The sequence below is a fragment of the Anabaena sp. CCY 9613 genome (assembly GCF_963920895.1).
Classification (GTDB): Bacteria; Cyanobacteriota; Cyanobacteriia; order Cyanobacteriales; family Nostocaceae; genus Cyanocohniella.
Window position 1 is genome coordinate 13,224 of record NZ_CAWUDE010000023.1, and the last position, 16,869, is coordinate 30,092.

A 16,869-nucleotide genomic window follows, 5' to 3' on the forward strand; every position below is an offset into this window, starting at 1 on the left:
CTACAGCTTTTTGCGGTAAATATGCAAAATTGTATCAAACTTTTTTGTAAGCAATTGGCTTGGCCAGACGAACAGCTTCTGCAACTGCTTCATCTAAATTTTCCACCACGGTTAGAGCATCACTTTCTTGTTGTAATTTGTCTAAACCATCTTTAGCCATATTGAACTCAGAGCCAGCAATACGGATAACTAAGCGCGGAAAACAAGAGTCTCGTCGACTTTTAGTACTACTAGAGCGTCCATTCTGCGATTTAGTGTCCTTTTTGTGGTTTTCTACAAAGTTAGTAATGATTTCTATGACTTCATCAGCTTGAGGTACACTACCTAAAAAGTTAAGTAGTATGACTTGAATGCTTTTGTCAGCGGCTAAGATATTTAATGCTTTAGCGAGGCGATCGCAAAAGGTTGTGGGTGAGATGTCAGTCAGTAAAGCATGGCGTAGATTCAAGCAAATACCCGGCTTACCACCAGCACTGGTAACTAAATCTAAAGTTGCCATCATTGAACCAGTACCATTACCTAAAATACCGATTTTGCCATGTAACTCTACACCATCCCAGTTGCCAAGATGACTTTTTCTCAAGTTGCTATGACGGTTAGCTATTTTTACCGCTATATCGGCTAGTTCTGGATGCCGTCCAATGGCTCGTTCGTTGATGCTGACTTTACCATTGAGAGCCATGACTTGTCCCGCAGCATTCACAGCTAAAGGATTAATTTCTATTAAATCTAAATCTTTTTGGACAAATAACTGGTACATTTTTTCTACAACTGAGCTAACCGACTGCATTAATGTGCCTTGCAGACCCATTTTTAAAGCCAGTCGCCGCGCATAAAAAGGAGAAAATTCTTGTTCAACTACAACATGGTGCATTTTCTCGCCTGCTGATTCCCAATCGATATCAGCTTCTTTACAGCCTAAAAGCACTGGGCGACCCACAGCGGTATCTAAAACTACTGCTAGATAAAATTCCTGTTTCCCAATATACTTAGATTCTGCTAGTAAAACTTCCGGTAACTCGCCCCAAATTGGTAAATTAAAGATAGTTTGAGCCGCTGCGATCGCATCAATTGTGGTGTCTGCAATTCTGACTCCACCGGCTTTTGCTCTTTCACCAGCATATACCTGCGACTTCAGTACAATCGGGTAGCGAATTTTTAAACGTTTCAAATCTGTGGGATGGTCAATGCGTTGGGAAGGCAATACGGGAATGCCTATTTTTCCAAACCATTCTTTTACTTGATACTCCAATAAATCCATTGTTTTGCACCTGGTATTTACACTTCCAAAAGCATTTATTTGGTGCTGTTTTCTACTTTTTATAGCACTATAATTGCATCATCAAGCTTCGTGAGTCTATGATAGTTTATTTTTTACTGCTTAGTTTTATCTAATTCAGTCAAAGAGGCAAATTTGTATTTCAAAATACTTTTAGTTACTGTCATGACTATAAGTAATTAATATAGTCAGTGAATTTGCCAGCATATAACAAAACCAGCATTAATGTCAAAGAGCATCAGATTTGGCAAATAGTCCTGTCCAGCATTAGACTAAATTCTCAAAAAGTGTAATCAATTCATCGGTTCAATGGATTTCTGTTATGTGCTGCTTCCATTATGGTTTGCTCAATTCTCTTCAACCTAGTTTCTGGACGTTTTGCACTGTCAATCCAAAATAGAATGTTCTTCTTCCATGAATTACTGAACGCCTGGAAATTAAGATTGGCTAGAGAGTTTGCGTCCAAGGCTTGCTTCAAGTCTATCGGAATAGTCAATGCTTCAATTGCATCTAACGAGTTCCATGAGCCGTCTTGTTTTGCTACTTCAATTTTTTCCAGACCTACCTGAGTTATCAAGCCTTGTTCAATTAGCTCTTCAATGTATTGCTTATTTAATTTTGACCATACGCTTTTCGTTTTTCGAGGAGTGAAAATTTGCTGATAACGGTCTTCATCGAGTGATTTGACTTTACTGTCAATCCAACCAAAGCACAAAGCTTCTTTGACTGCTTCGCTGTATTTAATACTTGGTTGACCGCTTTTGATTTTGTAGTAAATCAACCATATACCAGGCGAAGTAAGATGATTGTTGAATAACCACTCCCGCCAAGAAATGCGATCGCTGGCATAAATACTTTCGAGTTGGTCATCAAATTTTGGCATTACCGAGATTTTTCAACGCCCACAAATTATATTATGCCCATTTTTTATTGGTAATTTAACTTGGTGGGTGAATTACTGATAAATACTGAGAAGTCCACATCTGCGACTTCTGCAAAAAAAGGTATTTACGGTGATAAATTTTACTCAAAAATCAGAATTTGTGTTAAAAAGTTGTTCTATTTAATTCTTTGGCTGTGGTGGGTTCAACTGTGCATTTGCATTCAACAAACGTCATTCCCTGATTTCATCCCTTCCAAGATAAACAAAACAATATATAAATTCCGCAGGAACGCTCTATGAAAGTAGCAGTCCAGCAAGAAGATTTACAGATTTTAGCCAAAACTTTGCAAGCTGAAGTTATGGCAGAAGTCCCCTCTGGTGAAGTCTTCCAAGTTAAGTGTGCTGTCCAAAAAGACGAGTTGATGATTTTAACTCAACATCCAGTTGGTGTCACAGTTGATACTCAACATATATTTGCCGTACTGGAAACAACACTCCAGTCCTTACCAACCGCTAGGGAACAGCGAGTCCAATGCTTTCTGCGGGTAGTTGGAGAAAAACGCCCTTATGCGACACATTCCTTAATGATGAAGCAGAAGGAGAATAGAGAATCAGAGAAAGTAATACCGCCTTCATCTTCTCTGACCTATTTTCCACCTAATGTCGAGAATGATGAAGAGGAATTTGAACATTGGGTAGAAGATGAACCAGATTTATTGACCACCCAGTCACCACGCCCAGTCAAATCTCTGTTATTGGGTCTTGCTGTGATGGGAATTGGTGTATTTGGTAGCGGGGTTTATCTCCTAACTCGTCCTTGTGTGATGTCTGAGTGTCAAGAACTCCAGACAGCCCAGCGACTCAACTTAGAATCTAGACAATTAATGCGTCGTGCTAAGTCAGAAAACGAATTAGTCTTACTGCAACAGCAACTAGAGATAGCCAGCGCCGATTTAACCAAAATTCCCCATTGGTCACCGCGTGCGTCACAAGTTGAGGAACTAAAAGCCAACTTGTCTGGACAGGCGGAAAAAATTAACCAGGTGGTGACAGCGTTAAAAGCGGCATCTGCGGCAGAACAACAAAGTTCCACAACTGCGACTAGCTTCGAGGAATTACAAGCCACACAACATTTATGGCGACAGGCGATCGCACCCTTAGAAAGCATCGGCCCTAGTAGTGAACTCTACAAGCTTGTGCAACCAAAATTAATTAAGTATCGTGTCAGTTTACAAAATATTAATCAGCAATTACTAGCCCAAGACAAATGGCTGAAAAAACTCAAAGATGCCAAAGCCGTAGCTAATGTAGCCGCCAAGCGAGCCGACACCGCCAAATCCTTGAGTGAATGGCAAAAAGCCCAATCTACTTGGCAAATAGTCATTAACGCTTTGAATATTATTCCGCCCAGCAGCCCAGCATATCATCAAGCCCAACAACTGTTACTAGAGTATAGACCCCAACTAGCAAGGACACGCGATCGCGCCACCTTAGAACAAATAGCAGCCAGAAGCTACCAACAAGCAGTCAACACAGCCAATCAAGCCAAAACCTATGAGCAAAAAAATCAATGGCAAATAGCGGTTACATACTGGGATCAAGCTTTGCAGAATGCCCAGCAAATTCCTCGAGATAGTTTTTACTACGGTCAATCTCAGAGACTGATTGCACCTTATTCATCAGCCCTCCAACAAGCACAAGAAAAACTACAAATTGCTAGTATGTGGCAACAAACCCGTACTGATTTAGATAAAATCTGTAATAGTGACATGCGGATTTGTACTTTTATGATCAACGACAACAGTATTGTTGTCTCACTCACCCCTGACTACGAACAAGTCCTACAAAATACCTTATCTGAAGCCGATAGCGAAAACTCTAGTCCAGTATTTGATATTGCTAATCATTGGCAAACTTTACAAACAGCGCTCTCAGTAATTGGTGATAATGCGAATCTACCGTTGTTTATCTATGATACTCAAGGAGAAGGACTGTATACTCATATACCGGGAGGAGGGAATAGAGAGTAGCTGACATTATCTCTGCTCCTCTGCTGTGTCAATGTGCAAACTAGATGGGCAACAGTTTAATATATTCGTTGACTTTCATTTGTCAGCTCGTCAGCCATGACCAACTACTTCCGCGCCAACGTTAATGCAATGGCTAGCTACATCCCTGGTGAACAACCACCACGGGATACGCCCATTATTAAACTCAATAGCAACGAAAATCCTTATCCTCCCTCACCACAGGCTTTAGCTGTGCTACGCAATATCGATGGAGAGTGGTTGCGCCGTTATCCAGAACCTTTTGGGGGAGAGTTTCGCCAAGCTGCAAGTAAAGTCTTAGGAGTTCCCAGTGATTGGATAATTGTTGGTAATGGCAGTGATGAATTATTGAACTTAGTAGTTCGCGCCTGTGCGGAACCTGGGAAAAAGGTAGTCTATCCCATGCCCACTTACGTACTATATGTAACTTTAACTCAGATGCAAGCTGCGGAAATTGTGGAGATTCCTTACAGTGAAGACTACAGTTTACCCATAGCAGAACTAATTGCAGCTAATGGTGCAGTCACATTTATTGCTACACCCAATAGTCCATCGGGTCATGTAGTACCAACAAATGACTTGCGGAAACTAGCCAGCCAGTTATCTGGGGTTTTAGTTATTGATGAAGCATATGTAGATTTTGCTGAAGAAAATGCACTCTCATTAGTCAAAGAATACGAAAATGTAATTGTCATGCGGACGCTTTCTAAAGGCTACTCATTGGCAGGATTACGCTTGGGTTTTGGAATAGCCAACCCCAAACTGCTGCATAACTTGTTTAAGGTCAAGGATAGCTATAACATTGATGCGATCGCCTGCGCTGTGGGTACGGCTGCTATCATCGACCAAGAGTATAAAAATGCTGGTGTAGCCAAGGTCAAAGCATCGCGGACACAATTAGCCATAGACTTAAAACAATTAAATTTCCAAGTCTGGGATTCTCAAACCAATTTCTTGTTAGTACAGCCTCCCCAAGACAACGCTCAATATCTTTATCAACAGCTCAAAGCACAGAATATTTTAGTGCGTTACTTCCCCCAGCCAGGTCTAGATAATAAATTACGCATCTCTATTGGTACAGATGAACAAAACCAAGTATTAGTAGAAGCACTGAGTAAACTGTGTTTATAAACCCCGTAAATATTCCACCACAGCCTGAGCGATCGCTTCATTCCCATCTTTAGCTAGAGGCTGAGATAACTTTGGGGCTTGGGGTGCTTGATGCAGAAAATTCCAACTACCTTGAAAAAATTCTGTGGGCGTTATAATTTGATGTTGATGGTGATTAATAATACCTTGTAACAAAAAAGCAGCTTCAGCAAAGTCATCACGGGGAATAGTCACCAAAGGAATATCCAGTTTTGCCGCTTCCGAAAAAGTGCCGTAACCTGGTTTAGAAACCACACGCCCACAAATGGGCATAAAATCCACTGGACGGTATTGGCGATCGCTAACTTTGACTAAATTAGGTAAATCAGGAGCAGATTTATCAAAAACAATAAATTGCCAATGGGGAAGATGCTGGAGATTTTTATAAGGAATTTGCTGTAAACCCAAACCACCAAAAGTTAGCAAAATCGTTTTTTCTTGTGGTGCAGTGATCCCCCAAGTAGCCCGTAGGTCAGCTGCCGAGTAACGAGGATTACCACCAGTTAAACCTACATCAGTAATGTTACTAAAACCATCCATTGATTCATGAAATGGCAACCGAAACAAACGACTACATTGGGAGTAACATTCACTAATCCAATCAGCAATGGCTATAAATTCGCCGCCCCAATCTCTGTAGATCAAGTCCCAGCCAAAATTACTCATCATCCAACAAGGGATATTTGCCGCTTTGCCAAACAAAGGAGCCAAAAAAGGAATATCTGCCAAGATTAAATTCACCCGATTTTGGCACAGAAAATTCACCTCGGAAGCAATTAAGGAATTTTGCTGTTTTTGAATCTCCAGTAACTTTTTCCGTGTGGCTACCTTATCCATTGTCAAGCTATCTGACTGCACCACACCCAAATCAAAGGCGCGGGGACGATGGATAAAATCACCTTCTATGTAGCACTCTAGCAACCACCGTGGGGCTGTGGTCGCCATAATGATTAATACCTCTGGGCATAACTTTTGAATTGTCGCCACCACAGATGCAGTGCGAGTTGCATGACCAAAGCCGTGGTTAGTAATGGCTACATATAAAATTGGGCGTTCCATTGGAGAAGATAACTGATAAATAATCGCTTGCAGAGATTATAAGGTGTAGGTTGAAAACCCAGGAAAAAGAGCAACGTAGTTGCAATTTTCGTGGTTGAGACCGGGGATGAAAACCACGATACAGGGTAAACCCAGCCGTGATGCAATATGGTAAAATTTAGAATGTGGAGGGGTAATTAACCACATTAAAAACCCTACACTGCTTAACAGCAATCTGTACCATAGTTCTAGTTTCTTTTCCAGGAATAGGTAAAATCTTCATGGGAACTAGACGACACAGAATTTAACCAAACAAATTTTTGGAGTAATCCAACTACCGAGGGGCACTCGGAAAGTTAACGCTTGAGGAGAGAACCACCTCTGGGTTAGATACCGCAAGGGGTCTAATCTAAGTGGACTCGTTGAACCAAGAATCTCCGTGTCTTTAGACCGGAGAGTGTCAAGACTCATCGTCGGTAGCCAAGCGATCGCCCCGTTCCAATTCCCAGAGAATTTGATTACCTTCGCGTCTTACCCGTGACACAATCCAGTTGCGCCAACGCCATTGATCTCCTCGACTGGTGACAGCACTGGCGTGAACATCCATCAAGTCTGCTAATTCAGAACTAGTAATTAAGTAGCCGTTTTCAGAAATTTCTTCCGCTATTCGTAGAGTTTCAACCAAGTTGCGGAGTTGTTCGATTCTTGTTGCAGGCAGTTTTTCTTCATTCGCGGCCGCAGCGTGTGCGGTGTATGGTTCCATAGCGTTTATATCTGATTCAGAAGTACTATTTTTTTGTGTACTTTTGTTAAGAATTGTAGAGTTAGAATCAAAATCAGCTACTTTTGCTACATTTACTTCACTTACTGGAAGTAAAGAATTGTCATATTCAGTAGAGGATAACTGTTGTAGAGATGGAATTTGTCCGCTAGCAAAAGAGCGAGCAATCACATCACAACGTTCGTTACCTATGTTACCAGAATGTCCCCGCACGTGTTGCCATTTTACAAGTCGGCTATTAAGTTCATCGAGGGTTTCTAACAGGTCTTGGTTTTGCACCGGTTTACCATCTGTTTTTTTCCAGCCTTTTTTTTTCCACCCTTGTATCCACTTGGTAATGCAGTTAATTACGTATTCACTATCGGTGTAAAGGGTAATGGGTTGAGATTGTCCTGATGTTTCCAGGAATTTGAGGGCGGCGATGGCAGCTTGCATCTCCATTTTATTATTGGTGGTATAGCTGGCAGCATCACCCATTTCATGAATTGAGCCATCGTGAAAATACACTACAACACCCCAACCGCCAGGGCCCGGGTTACCAGTGCAAGCGCCATCAGTGTATATGCTTTGAATTGTGCGTTGGTTGGACATGATGCAAATAACCGCATAGATAGGCAGGCAAAAGAATTGAGCGACAAAATATACAAAGTAATATGAAGCAATATATAAGGTAACGCAACAATAATAAAAATCAATAGCTATCTCAAAAAAGAATCTAGAAATGTTGTATTACCAAGTTTCTACAAATTTTTTGGGTAAGGCATATTTGATTTTCAGCAATATTTAATTTTAAAGATAAGTGTCGTAAATTACAGAAAAATCGGCAAAAGTCGTATGATTTCTCTTGGCGTAAAGTCTGAATTTAGGTGGAGGAGAATAGGTAATGCGTTCACCAAATCAACAGCAACGACACCAAAGATTAATCGAGCAATATGTACTGTCGCGCCGGACTATGTTGGCCTTATTAGGTTTTGTTTGTGCGCCTGGATTAGAAAGCTTGAGAGTTGGGGACACTCAACCACCAAGACCAAGACCTCCAGCTAATCCGCAAATTCCCACTTTACCGCAGCATGATTCACTGACAACCCAGCAAGAGCGTCAACAACAGTTACAACAGGTACGTCAAGAATATCAGGTTGCACAGCGACTACCAAATTCTGTGCGGGTAGCAACTTTACCTATCCCAGAGTTGTTTTCTGAGGGATATAACCAAAACCGTGACATCCAAACAGAGAAAATAGTAGCGAATCAACAAGCATTTTTCCAGAACCCCCAGTCTTTTCTCAGGCTAGACGACTACGCTAGCGTCTTTCCCGTCCTACCTGTACCAGAGATTGCTAAAACCTTCCGGAATGATGCTACGTTCGCCCAACAGCGGCTTTCTGGCCCCAATCCGATGGAATTGACTAATGTTTTAGCTCTGAATTATCCTCTCACCCAAAAACTGGGAATCACAGATGAGATTTTTCAAACTGTGTTGAGATCTCTACATAGAGGTAGACACATTAGCGAAACTATTCACAGTGCTACGCAAAAAGGCCGTCTATTCGTTACCGATTATGATTTACTCGCTAGCGATAACATTACCGCCAAACCCAATCAATATCTTACCGCACCCATAGCGCTTTATTATGGCGATCGCGTCCGGGGAAATTGGCAATTAATCCCCATAGCTATCCAACTCGGACAAATTCCTGGAGTCAGTCTACTATGTACACCTCTGGATGGTGTGGACTGGACTTTGGCGAAAATAATTACCCAAATGGCTGATTTTTATGTCCATGAATTGGTACGTCATCTGGGTCAAACTCATCTTGTTTTAGAACCCATAGCCTTAGCAAGCGTTCGAGAATTAGCAGCGCGTCATCCCGTCAATGTGCTACTCAAGCCTCACTTTGAATTCACAATGGCCATTAATGCTGTTGGTGATCAGGTACTTATCAATCCTGGAGGCTTCGTAGAGATAATTCTCGGAGGTACCCTAGAAAGCTCAAGGAATCTTGCTAATCAGGGTGTTGCTGATATTTTCCACAACTTTAGCAGTTTTGCTCTGCCTAACAATTTACGCCAGCGTGGTGTAGATGAACGTTCTGGATTGCGAGAGTTTCCTTATCGTGATGACGGGTTGCTAATTTGGAAAGCTTTAGAAGATTATGTGAGTCAATATATTGGCATTTACTATAGATCCAATCGAGATGTCCGTGAGGATTTTGAACTCCAAAATTGGTTACAAACTTTACGTAAACCCATCAGTGAACAAGGCTTTGGTGTAGTTTCCCTACCATCGCAACTTACCACCCGTGACCAATTGATTGATTTACTCACCCAAATCATTTTTACTGCTGGCCCGCAACACTCAGCTATTGCCTGGATTCAATATCAATATATGGCTTTTATGCCGAATATGCCTGGAGCAATTTATCAGCCCATTCCCACTATTAAAGGTATCATTCAAGATGAGAATAGCTTGACTAGTTTTTTACCTGGTGTTGCTGCAACCTTTACTCAAGTCAACCTCATAGCGGGGATTGGTACCAAGCGCGATCCTAAGGCGTTTACAGATTTTGGTGAAAATAGTTTTCAAGACCATCGCGCCATTGCTGTTCTGAGAAGCTTGCAGAATCGTCTCCAAGGTTTGGAAAGACTCATTGAACAACGCAATAAACGTCGGCAAGAATGCTATCCTGGCTTTCTACCTTCCCGCATGGCTAATAGTACCAGTGGATAATTTTTCTCAAGCTACTTGACCAGCCGTCATCCCAATTCAAAACTCTTTCCAACACATTAATCATAATCGTCTGTAGAGGAGCGGCGGCCTTCATTTGTCACAAGTTAAGGTTGAGAGAAAGTTTAGTTATTCAAATTCTAATTGATAGAGACGCAACCCTTCTTTAGCACTCAAGTCAAACTTTAACCCAACTTCCATCACAGTATCTGTTTGTAAATCATTCACTGAACTACCATCAATTTGAATACTGTTGATAGCAACCAAATAGCAGCAAGATGTCTCTTCACTGACTAAGAAAAGTTTGTTGCCAACGGATAACTTAATTTCTTCAACTCGTGCAACTCCAGCATTAGGCTTCTTAAACCATTCGGTAATTTTGCCAATTTCCCTAATCTGTCCTATTGATTCCTTTCGTTTAATAACCTGATAAGTTACTAATTCAGCAAGTGCTTGGGACACAGCATCTACAAAGTCACATAATTCTAATAATGCACTAGCCCCTAGAACATTATCAGGAAAACCGTGTGCTGCATCATTACGATAGCTAATAAATTCATTAAGTTCTCCTTCCGCAGTGTTCTGATTGCCTCTAATCTCTTCTAAAAAATATTTGATAGATCTATGTTTTTCAATCCACATCCAAGCGTTTGATATGCCAGCATTGGCAAATAATCTGACTAAAGTTTCCCGGCGTAAGTTTTGTTCATGAATAAGAAATGCATCTGGCAGCAATTCGTACTCTTTTTCACCAGTATTCCCATAAAATAAACCTTGCATAACTTTCTCAGAGGAAAGGTGTTCGTATCTGCTTTTGTTCAATTCAATCAGTAATCTTCCTACTCCTACCTGGTGAGTATTTCTGATTGTTTCCTCTAAATCTGAATAATGTGGATATAATCCTGGCAAAAGTATTAACCAATCACTAATTAATTCTTCTACAAAACGCTCATAAATTGCATACAAACGTGTGATTACAGCACAGTGATCGTAAACTCTCCATTCTCTCGATTTCGGTATATCTTGGAAAAGCTGACTGAGGATGGCGTCTGTTTCTTTGCATATTCCTGTCTTAATTATAGAACCCGAAGCAAACGCAATTTTCATCAGTCTATCATTAGTTGTAATAATAGAACGTACAGTATTAATATTAACTTTTACTGTCATTAAAATATCCTGAAACATCGCTATTTAACCTGCGATGACTTGGGATAGCATTTCATCAAATAATCTGATTCTATCTTTAATATCAGACTGAGTTCGACCTCCACCTGTAAATAGCTTTGATTTATCTTCTCTAAACAGTCTTTTTGTATTTTCAATTACTATTAATTTTCTTTCCACTAAAATATCTGCATTTACCAAATGTCTACTGAATCCCACCATGACTGCATCATAATAAGCTTTATAAGCATTTTCCTTCCATGTTTCAGAACTAGTATCAAAGGGCTTAAATAAATTATTGGAATATATTTGATGTGCTAAATTTATAGTTTGTAGAAAAATATTTTTGAGTACATCGATATCTTCATCAGAAAAATTGAGACTTTTAATCATATATATATCCATAAATCCTTCCATGCCCCTACGGAAATCTCCTACATGGCGTAAAGCAAAAAAACGAAGAACTAATTCGGCATCTTCCATCTTTTTATATAGATTGTTCTCATTCAGTTCTTTCTCATTATCAATTGGAATTCCCCAAGCATTGGCAAAGATAGAATTATTTGCTAGTTCAAGTAAGAGTTGATTAAACTTACCATAATACAGACAGTTGCGTATTTCCTGACGACTTAAAGCAACACCACCTGTATTTAGTCTTTCAAAGGCAAGTTGCTTTAATAGCAAAGCTTCTTCGGGATTTGACGCTGACTCTGTAATCAAAACTATGGATGATATGGAGCGACGATCAATCCCTGCTCTAATTTTGGCAGGAAGATTAGCATAGGTTCTTCCGTTGAGTTCTGGCCAAAGTTCTAGTCCTGTCAATTTTAACCGGTTATCATAAAAGTCATGCAGAGCAGTAATTCTTTGTTGACCATCCATGACTTCATAACAGTTAAACTCTTTCTCATAAAGAACAATTGGGGGAACTGGAATATTAATCAAAAATGACTCGATTAGTCTTGATTGCATCTTTTTATTCCACCGAGTTCTTCTTTGATAAAAAGGACGCACATCCATATATCCAGGTTTTTTTAAGGCTTCAACAAAGCTTGGTAGCTTTTCACGATTCATTTCAGTCAGTATTCTTTGTTCCCCAGATTCATACTTTTCATTTATCTCAGCATCAGACATTCTAATGTATTTTCTAGAAGGTACTTTTTCCCACATTTCTTGTTCTGTTGGTGCAAGGTTCATAATCTACATCCTCTATAAAAGTAGTTGTTTCTAGGTTGGGAATTAATTCTTGATAATCTGTCATGAGACAATCCCGAACATGGGTATTCATCAGATTTTTGGTTCTGGTGAGTTGTGTAATTGTTAAATCAGAGAGTTCCTTGAGAACATTTCGTATCCACTCCTCATGAATTTCATCTGTCCATCGCGTTTTAAATGTATCAGTAAGCGCCAGCCACATCAAAAAATCTCTCACAGGTGCTGGATATAGAACGCAAGCATCATAAATAACAGTCAACTTAGACACGACACTCACAAGATATTATTCATATTCCATATTGAGTTCTTGAGCTTGTGCAGCCAGTTCTTTAAGAATCTGCATTCGTTGAGCATCAATTTGGTTTTTGTAATCTATGACATCTTGGTAACGCACTCGCCGCCGTGTCCCAACTTTGCGAAAGGGAATTTTTCCAGATTCCAATAAATCTACTAAATAAGGGCGGGAAACATTGAGAATATCGGCAGATTCTTGGGTAGTGAGTTCTTTTTTAACAGGAATTAGTGTCACCGCATTTCCCTTGGCCATTTGCGTCAAAATATCAACGAGTAGATGTAATGCAGATGCTGGTATCTTGATTGTCTTACTCGTGCCTTCATCCACAACAACTTTGATTGTATGCCCTGTTTGAAGATTCTCTATATATGATGCCAACGCCTGACTACTCGCTTGTGCCAAAGTCGCTTCTTCTTCAGTGGGTACAACAAATTCTAATGTTTGGTGAGGATTCAGAGCCATAAATATTCGCCTGTGATGGTTTTGATATCAAATTTTATGCCTCACTTATTCATATATCATAATGTTTATGCGAAATGAACGCAATCAACGAAATGAACGAAAAGCAATTTTGCTTAACCCCAGACCTAATGCCTTCATGATCTAAGATGATTGGGTATTGTATATCTGAACGATCGCCTAATCAAAAAATGATTGAAGTAGAACACCTGAGTAAAACCTACGGTTCTACCCCTGCGATTACTGATGTGACCTTTAGCGTCGAACCAGGGGAAATTTTAGGGTTTTTGGGGCCCAATGGTGCCGGTAAAACTACAACCATGAGGATTTTAGCCGGTTATCTCCCAGCCACCAATGGTAAAGCGAGAATAGCTGGCTTTGATGTCAATGATGATTCCCTCGCTGTCCGCCAACGCATTGGCTATTTACCAGAAACACCGCCGTTATATCCAGACATGACGGTGGAGGGGTTTTTACATTTTGTAGCACGAATTAAAGGTATCTCCGCAGGCGATCGCGCCAGTAAAGTCACCGCAGCCATCGCCCGTTGCAACTTAGAAGATAAAAGTAAAGTCATTATCCGCAAACTATCTAAAGGATATCGCCAAAGAGTTGGTATTGCTCAAGCGATCGTTCATGACCCACCAGCGATTATTTTAGATGAACCCACTGTAGGACTTGATCCTCGACAAATTATTGAGGTACGCAATTTAATTAAAAGTCTCGCTGGTACACATACAATTATTTTGTCTACCCACATTTTGCCAGAAGTGAGTATGACTTGTAGCCGCGTCGCTATTATCAATCGTGGCAAAGTTGTAGCAACTAATACACCAGAAAATTTAATGACTCAGTTGGCAGGTGGGTCAGGATATGAAATTGAACTTGAGGGCGACACTGGTTTAGCAAAACAAGTCCTGCAAAACGTTGCTGGTGTAAGTCTGGTAGAATCTGTTCCTAGTAATCACCTCTCCAGAGACAACCGTGCTTACTTGCGGGTGATATCGCAACCCGGAATCGAACCGGGAAGAGATATTGCCACAGCCTTAGTACGTTCAGGATTTGGATTACATGAAATGCGGCGTGTCAGCGCTACCCTAGAAGATGTATTTTTACAACTGACTACAGCCGAGAAAAACTTAGAATCCCTTGCAGATACAGAAACGAAAGAAGGAGAAGCAGCATAAATGGGTATAGTACTGAGTAATATTATTGCCATTTATCGCCGAGAATTACAGAGTTATTTTGTCTCACCCTTAGCTTATGCGATCGCTAGTGTATTCTGGTTTATTGCTGGGTTATTCATGGTGACAATTTTGGTAGGGCCAGATGGCATTTTACCAGCAGTAGCACAATTAGATGCACAAGGCCCCCAACTAGGCATACCCATCCCACCAATAGATGTGCCTTACGAATTTGTCCGGGCATTTTTAGATCGACTCGGTTGGCTATTGTTATTTATCTTGCCAATTCTCTCGATGGGACTTTATGCCGAAGAACGCAAACGTGGGACTTTGGAACTTTTAGCCACATCTCCGGTCACTAACTGGGCCGTAGCCGTGGGTAAGTTATTAGGGGTACTTACATTTTTTACCACCTTGATTGTACCCTTGTTTTTATTTCAGGCGATCGCTCTTAGTGCATCAAATCCACCCATGTCACTAACAATTCCCTTACTAGGTCATTTGGGATTAATCTTACTAGCCGCAGCAATTTTATCCTTGGGAATGTTTATTTCTTCACTGACAGACAGCACCATCTTATCTGCTGTCCTTACCTTCGCCCTGGTTTTATTACTATTATTTGTCGATGTAATTGCCAGAAGTATAGGTGGCCCAGCAGGTGAAATCTTGGGTCATTTGTCATTATTAAAACATTACAATACCCTAATTCAAGGAATTTTTGATACTAGCGCTGTGATTTTATTTGCTAGTTACATTTTTCTGGGGATCTTTCTCACAGCCCAGTCAATTGATGCCCTGCGCTTTCAGCGTCAATAGAGGATGAGAGTGGGGAGTGAGGGGAATAAATTTTCCTATGACTAATGACTAATGACTAATAAAATGAAGATTGTAAAAAAAAACCAACTGGTAAAATATTTATTTTGGCTAGGCCCATTCCTACTTGCTGTAGGTTTAACCTCTGGGCTAATTTCGGGAAGCTGGGGACTAATTCCCTTAGCATTTTTAATTGCAGGAACAGTCGTCATTGGCATATGGTTCGTTTGGCAAAGTCAGCAAAATAAATGGTGGAATCGTCGTTCTACTCAAGTGGGAACGAATGCCTTGGTGGCGATTGTAGCTGTGTTGGTAATTTTGGGCTTAATTAACTTTTTAAGTACTCGCTATAATCTGCGAAAAGACTTAACTGAAGCCCAGTTATTTACCTTAGCCCCCCAATCCCAAGAATTAGTGCGTACGTTACCACAACCAGTAAAAGTGTGGGTGTTTGACGTGAATAGGAATGCCCAAGACAGGGAATTGCTAGAAAACTATCGGCGACAAAGTGCAAATTTTCAATTTGAGTACGTTGACCCGCAAGCTAGACCAGGACTAGCAAACAAGTTTGGTGTTAAAGATTATGGGGAAGTTTACTTAGAATCTGGAGATAACCGCCAATTAGTGCAAACTGTCAGTGTCAACGAGCGTCTATCAGAAATCAGGCTAACTAATCGTCTGCAACAATTGACTAGTGGAACCACAGTTCCAGTTTACTTTCTCCAAGGTCACGGCGAACAAGCGATTACATCTGAGCAAGGGGGAATTTCTCAAGCAGTTCAAAGATTAGGTGATAAAAACTACCCTGCCTCACCCCTCAATCTAGTAGAAAAAGCACAAATTCCGGAAGATGCTGCTGTAGTAGTTGTAGCTGGCCCCAAACAAGAATTATTTGACGGTGAGGTCAAAGCTTTGCAAGCTTATCTCAATCGTGGAGGTAATGCACTCTTGATGATTGACCCCAATACCAATCCCAATCTCGACAACTTGCTACAAGAATGGGGCGTGCGTTTAGATAATCGATTAGCCGTTGATGTCTCTGGTTCAGGTGTGGGACTAGGCCCAGCTGTTCCCATAGTCACAGAGTATGGACAACACCCCATTACTCAAGATTTTGGTAATGGTATATCTTTTTATCGATTGGCAAGACCAATAGAAATTACCCCTGTATCTGGTATTCAGTCTACTCCCCTGCTGCAAACCAAACCTTATCCCGATAGTTGGGCTGAAAGCGACTTAGAAAGCGACAATTTAGAGTTCAATCCTGAAACAGATTTACCAGGGCCTCTAACTTTGGGTGTGGCCTTGACAAGAACAATACCTCAACCGACAACCGAAGCCGAAGCTACCCCCACTCCCCAAGCTTCACCGCAACCATCACCCCCAACTGAAGAAAAATCTGAACAACCCATTATCGAGTCACGGTTGGTGATTATAGGAGATTCAGATTTCGCCACCGATGGACTATTTCAACAACAACTAAATGGAGATGTTTTCCTCAATTCAATTACATGGCTGAGTCAACAAGACCAACAACCCCTTTCAATTCGCCCAAAAGAACCAAATAACCGCCGCATTAACTTGACAATTGCCCAAGCTAATCTTTTAACATTGTCATCTTTGTTGATATTACCTCTCATGGGATTAATAACTGCGGCTATTATTTGGTGGAAACGAAGATAAACCTTGTCTACCTTGAAAACTGTAGTTTGCAGTCAAAATTGTGAGATTGCTTCTTGAAGTCGCAATGACAATAACTCTTCTTTTGACGATGGGCGAGGTTTAAACAATTGTTTGAGTGGGAAAAATACAATTAGGACTTACGCACTCGCTACG

The 16,869-nt window shown here is 40.8% G+C and carries 14 protein-coding genes; 6 read left to right on the plus strand and 8 right to left on the minus strand.

What is annotated here, in order from left to right; all coding sequences use genetic code 11:
• Positions 1-34: 34 nt before the first annotated feature.
• On the minus strand, positions 35-1,261 hold the full coding sequence (locus tag ACM0OT_RS21175) for an ATP-grasp domain-containing protein (RefSeq protein ID WP_414566370.1): 1,227 nt from the start codon (positions 1,259-1,261) through the stop codon (positions 35-37).
• A 316-nt stretch (positions 1,262-1,577) separates the two neighbouring features.
• Positions 1,578-2,162, minus strand: a complete 585-nt coding sequence (locus tag ACM0OT_RS21180) for a YdeI/OmpD-associated family protein (protein WP_414566371.1) — start codon at positions 2,160-2,162, stop codon at positions 1,578-1,580.
• A 296-nt stretch (positions 2,163-2,458) separates the two neighbouring features.
• Between ACM0OT_RS21180 and ACM0OT_RS21185 the strand changes: the two genes are divergently transcribed.
• The gene (locus ACM0OT_RS21185) at positions 2,459-4,192 is read left to right on the plus strand and encodes a hypothetical protein (protein WP_414566372.1); all 1,734 of its coding nucleotides are present in this window, start codon (positions 2,459-2,461) and stop codon (positions 4,190-4,192) included.
• Positions 4,193-4,288: 96 nt separating this feature from the next.
• Positions 4,289-5,341 carry a histidinol-phosphate transaminase gene (hisC, locus tag ACM0OT_RS21190; RefSeq protein WP_414566373.1) on the plus strand — a complete coding sequence of 351 codons (1,053 nt, stop codon included), beginning with the start codon at positions 4,289-4,291 and terminating at the stop codon, positions 5,339-5,341.
• Here hisC and ACM0OT_RS21195 read toward each other — a convergent pair.
• Together ACM0OT_RS21195 and rnhA are read right to left on the minus strand one after the other, a co-directional pair.
• On the minus strand, positions 5,336-6,418 hold the full coding sequence (locus ACM0OT_RS21195; RefSeq protein ID WP_414566374.1) for a glycosyl transferase: 1,083 nt from the start codon (positions 6,416-6,418) through the stop codon (positions 5,336-5,338). The genes hisC and ACM0OT_RS21195 overlap by 6 nt on opposite strands.
• Positions 6,419-6,857: 439 nt before the next feature.
• Complete coding sequence (rnhA, locus tag ACM0OT_RS21200) at positions 6,858-7,769, minus strand: ribonuclease HI (RefSeq protein ID WP_414566375.1); 912 nt, start codon at positions 7,767-7,769, stop codon at positions 6,858-6,860.
• A 292-nt stretch (positions 7,770-8,061) separates the two neighbouring features.
• Between rnhA and ACM0OT_RS21205 the strand changes: the two genes are divergently transcribed.
• A complete protein-coding gene (locus tag ACM0OT_RS21205) occupies positions 8,062-9,906 on the plus strand; it encodes a lipoxygenase family protein (protein ID WP_414566376.1) in 1,845 nt (614 codons plus the stop codon).
• Between the two features lie 126 nt (positions 9,907-10,032).
• On the opposite strand, the gene ACM0OT_RS21210 is transcribed toward ACM0OT_RS21205, so the two are convergent.
• Genes ACM0OT_RS21210 through ACM0OT_RS21225 form a run of 4 tightly spaced genes read right to left on the minus strand, consistent with a single transcriptional unit; the run spans position 10,033 to position 13,039 of the window.
• Positions 10,033-11,088, minus strand: coding sequence for an MAE_28990/MAE_18760 family HEPN-like nuclease (locus ACM0OT_RS21210; RefSeq protein WP_414566377.1), 1,056 nt, complete (start codon positions 11,086-11,088; stop codon positions 10,033-10,035).
• Positions 11,089-11,094: 6 nt separating this feature from the next.
• Positions 11,095-12,264, minus strand: a complete 1,170-nt coding sequence (locus tag ACM0OT_RS21215) for a DUF262 domain-containing protein (protein WP_414566378.1) — start codon at positions 12,262-12,264, stop codon at positions 11,095-11,097.
• Positions 12,215-12,550: a hypothetical protein gene (locus ACM0OT_RS21220; protein WP_414566379.1), complete on the minus strand. Its 336-nt coding sequence runs from the start codon at positions 12,548-12,550 to the stop codon at positions 12,215-12,217. The genes ACM0OT_RS21215 and ACM0OT_RS21220 overlap by 50 nt, the downstream gene beginning before the upstream one ends.
• Positions 12,551-12,565: 15 nt before the next feature.
• Complete coding sequence (locus ACM0OT_RS21225; protein WP_414566380.1) at positions 12,566-13,039, minus strand: helix-turn-helix domain-containing protein; 474 nt, start codon at positions 13,037-13,039, stop codon at positions 12,566-12,568.
• 188 nt (positions 13,040-13,227) lie between these two features.
• Between ACM0OT_RS21225 and ACM0OT_RS21230 the strand changes: the two genes are divergently transcribed.
• The 3 genes from ACM0OT_RS21230 to ACM0OT_RS21240 all read left to right on the plus strand — a co-directional run bounded on the left by ACM0OT_RS21230 (position 13,228) and on the right by ACM0OT_RS21240 (position 16,716).
• Positions 13,228-14,223 carry an ABC transporter ATP-binding protein gene (locus ACM0OT_RS21230; RefSeq protein ID WP_414566407.1) on the plus strand — a complete coding sequence of 332 codons (996 nt, stop codon included), beginning with the start codon at positions 13,228-13,230 and terminating at the stop codon, positions 14,221-14,223.
• Complete coding sequence (locus tag ACM0OT_RS21235) at positions 14,224-15,036, plus strand: ABC transporter permease (RefSeq protein WP_414566381.1); 813 nt, start codon at positions 14,224-14,226, stop codon at positions 15,034-15,036. It begins immediately after the preceding gene.
• A 63-nt stretch (positions 15,037-15,099) separates the two neighbouring features.
• Entirely contained in the window at positions 15,100-16,716 is a 1,617-nt protein-coding gene (locus ACM0OT_RS21240; RefSeq protein ID WP_414566382.1) for a GldG family protein, read from the plus strand.
• Positions 16,717-16,869 lie beyond the last annotated feature (153 nt).

Coding starts and splice junctions, on each gene's coding strand:
- ACM0OT_RS21175 (WP_414566370.1), bottom strand. CDS start 1,261: ATGGATTTATTGGAGTATCAAGTAAAAGAATGGTTTGGAAAAATAGGC.
- ACM0OT_RS21180 (WP_414566371.1), bottom strand. CDS start 2,162: ATGCCAAAATTTGATGACCAACTCGAAAGTATTTATGCCAGCGATCGC.
- ACM0OT_RS21185 (WP_414566372.1), top strand. CDS start 2,459: ATGAAAGTAGCAGTCCAGCAAGAAGATTTACAGATTTTAGCCAAAACT.
- hisC (WP_414566373.1), top strand. CDS start 4,289: ATGACCAACTACTTCCGCGCCAACGTTAATGCAATGGCTAGCTACATC.
- ACM0OT_RS21195 (WP_414566374.1), bottom strand. CDS start 6,418: ATGGAACGCCCAATTTTATATGTAGCCATTACTAACCACGGCTTTGGT.
- rnhA (WP_414566375.1), bottom strand. CDS start 7,769: ATGTCCAACCAACGCACAATTCAAAGCATATACACTGATGGCGCTTGC.
- ACM0OT_RS21205 (WP_414566376.1), top strand. CDS start 8,062: ATGCGTTCACCAAATCAACAGCAACGACACCAAAGATTAATCGAGCAA.
- ACM0OT_RS21210 (WP_414566377.1), bottom strand. CDS start 11,088: ATGTTTCAGGATATTTTAATGACAGTAAAAGTTAATATTAATACTGTA.
- ACM0OT_RS21215 (WP_414566378.1), bottom strand. CDS start 12,264: ATGAACCTTGCACCAACAGAACAAGAAATGTGGGAAAAAGTACCTTCT.
- ACM0OT_RS21225 (WP_414566380.1), bottom strand. CDS start 13,039: ATGGCTCTGAATCCTCACCAAACATTAGAATTTGTTGTACCCACTGAA.
- ACM0OT_RS21230 (WP_414566407.1), top strand. CDS start 13,228: ATGATTGAAGTAGAACACCTGAGTAAAACCTACGGTTCTACCCCTGCG.
- ACM0OT_RS21235 (WP_414566381.1), top strand. CDS start 14,224: ATGGGTATAGTACTGAGTAATATTATTGCCATTTATCGCCGAGAATTA.
- ACM0OT_RS21240 (WP_414566382.1), top strand. CDS start 15,100: ATGAAGATTGTAAAAAAAAACCAACTGGTAAAATATTTATTTTGGCTA.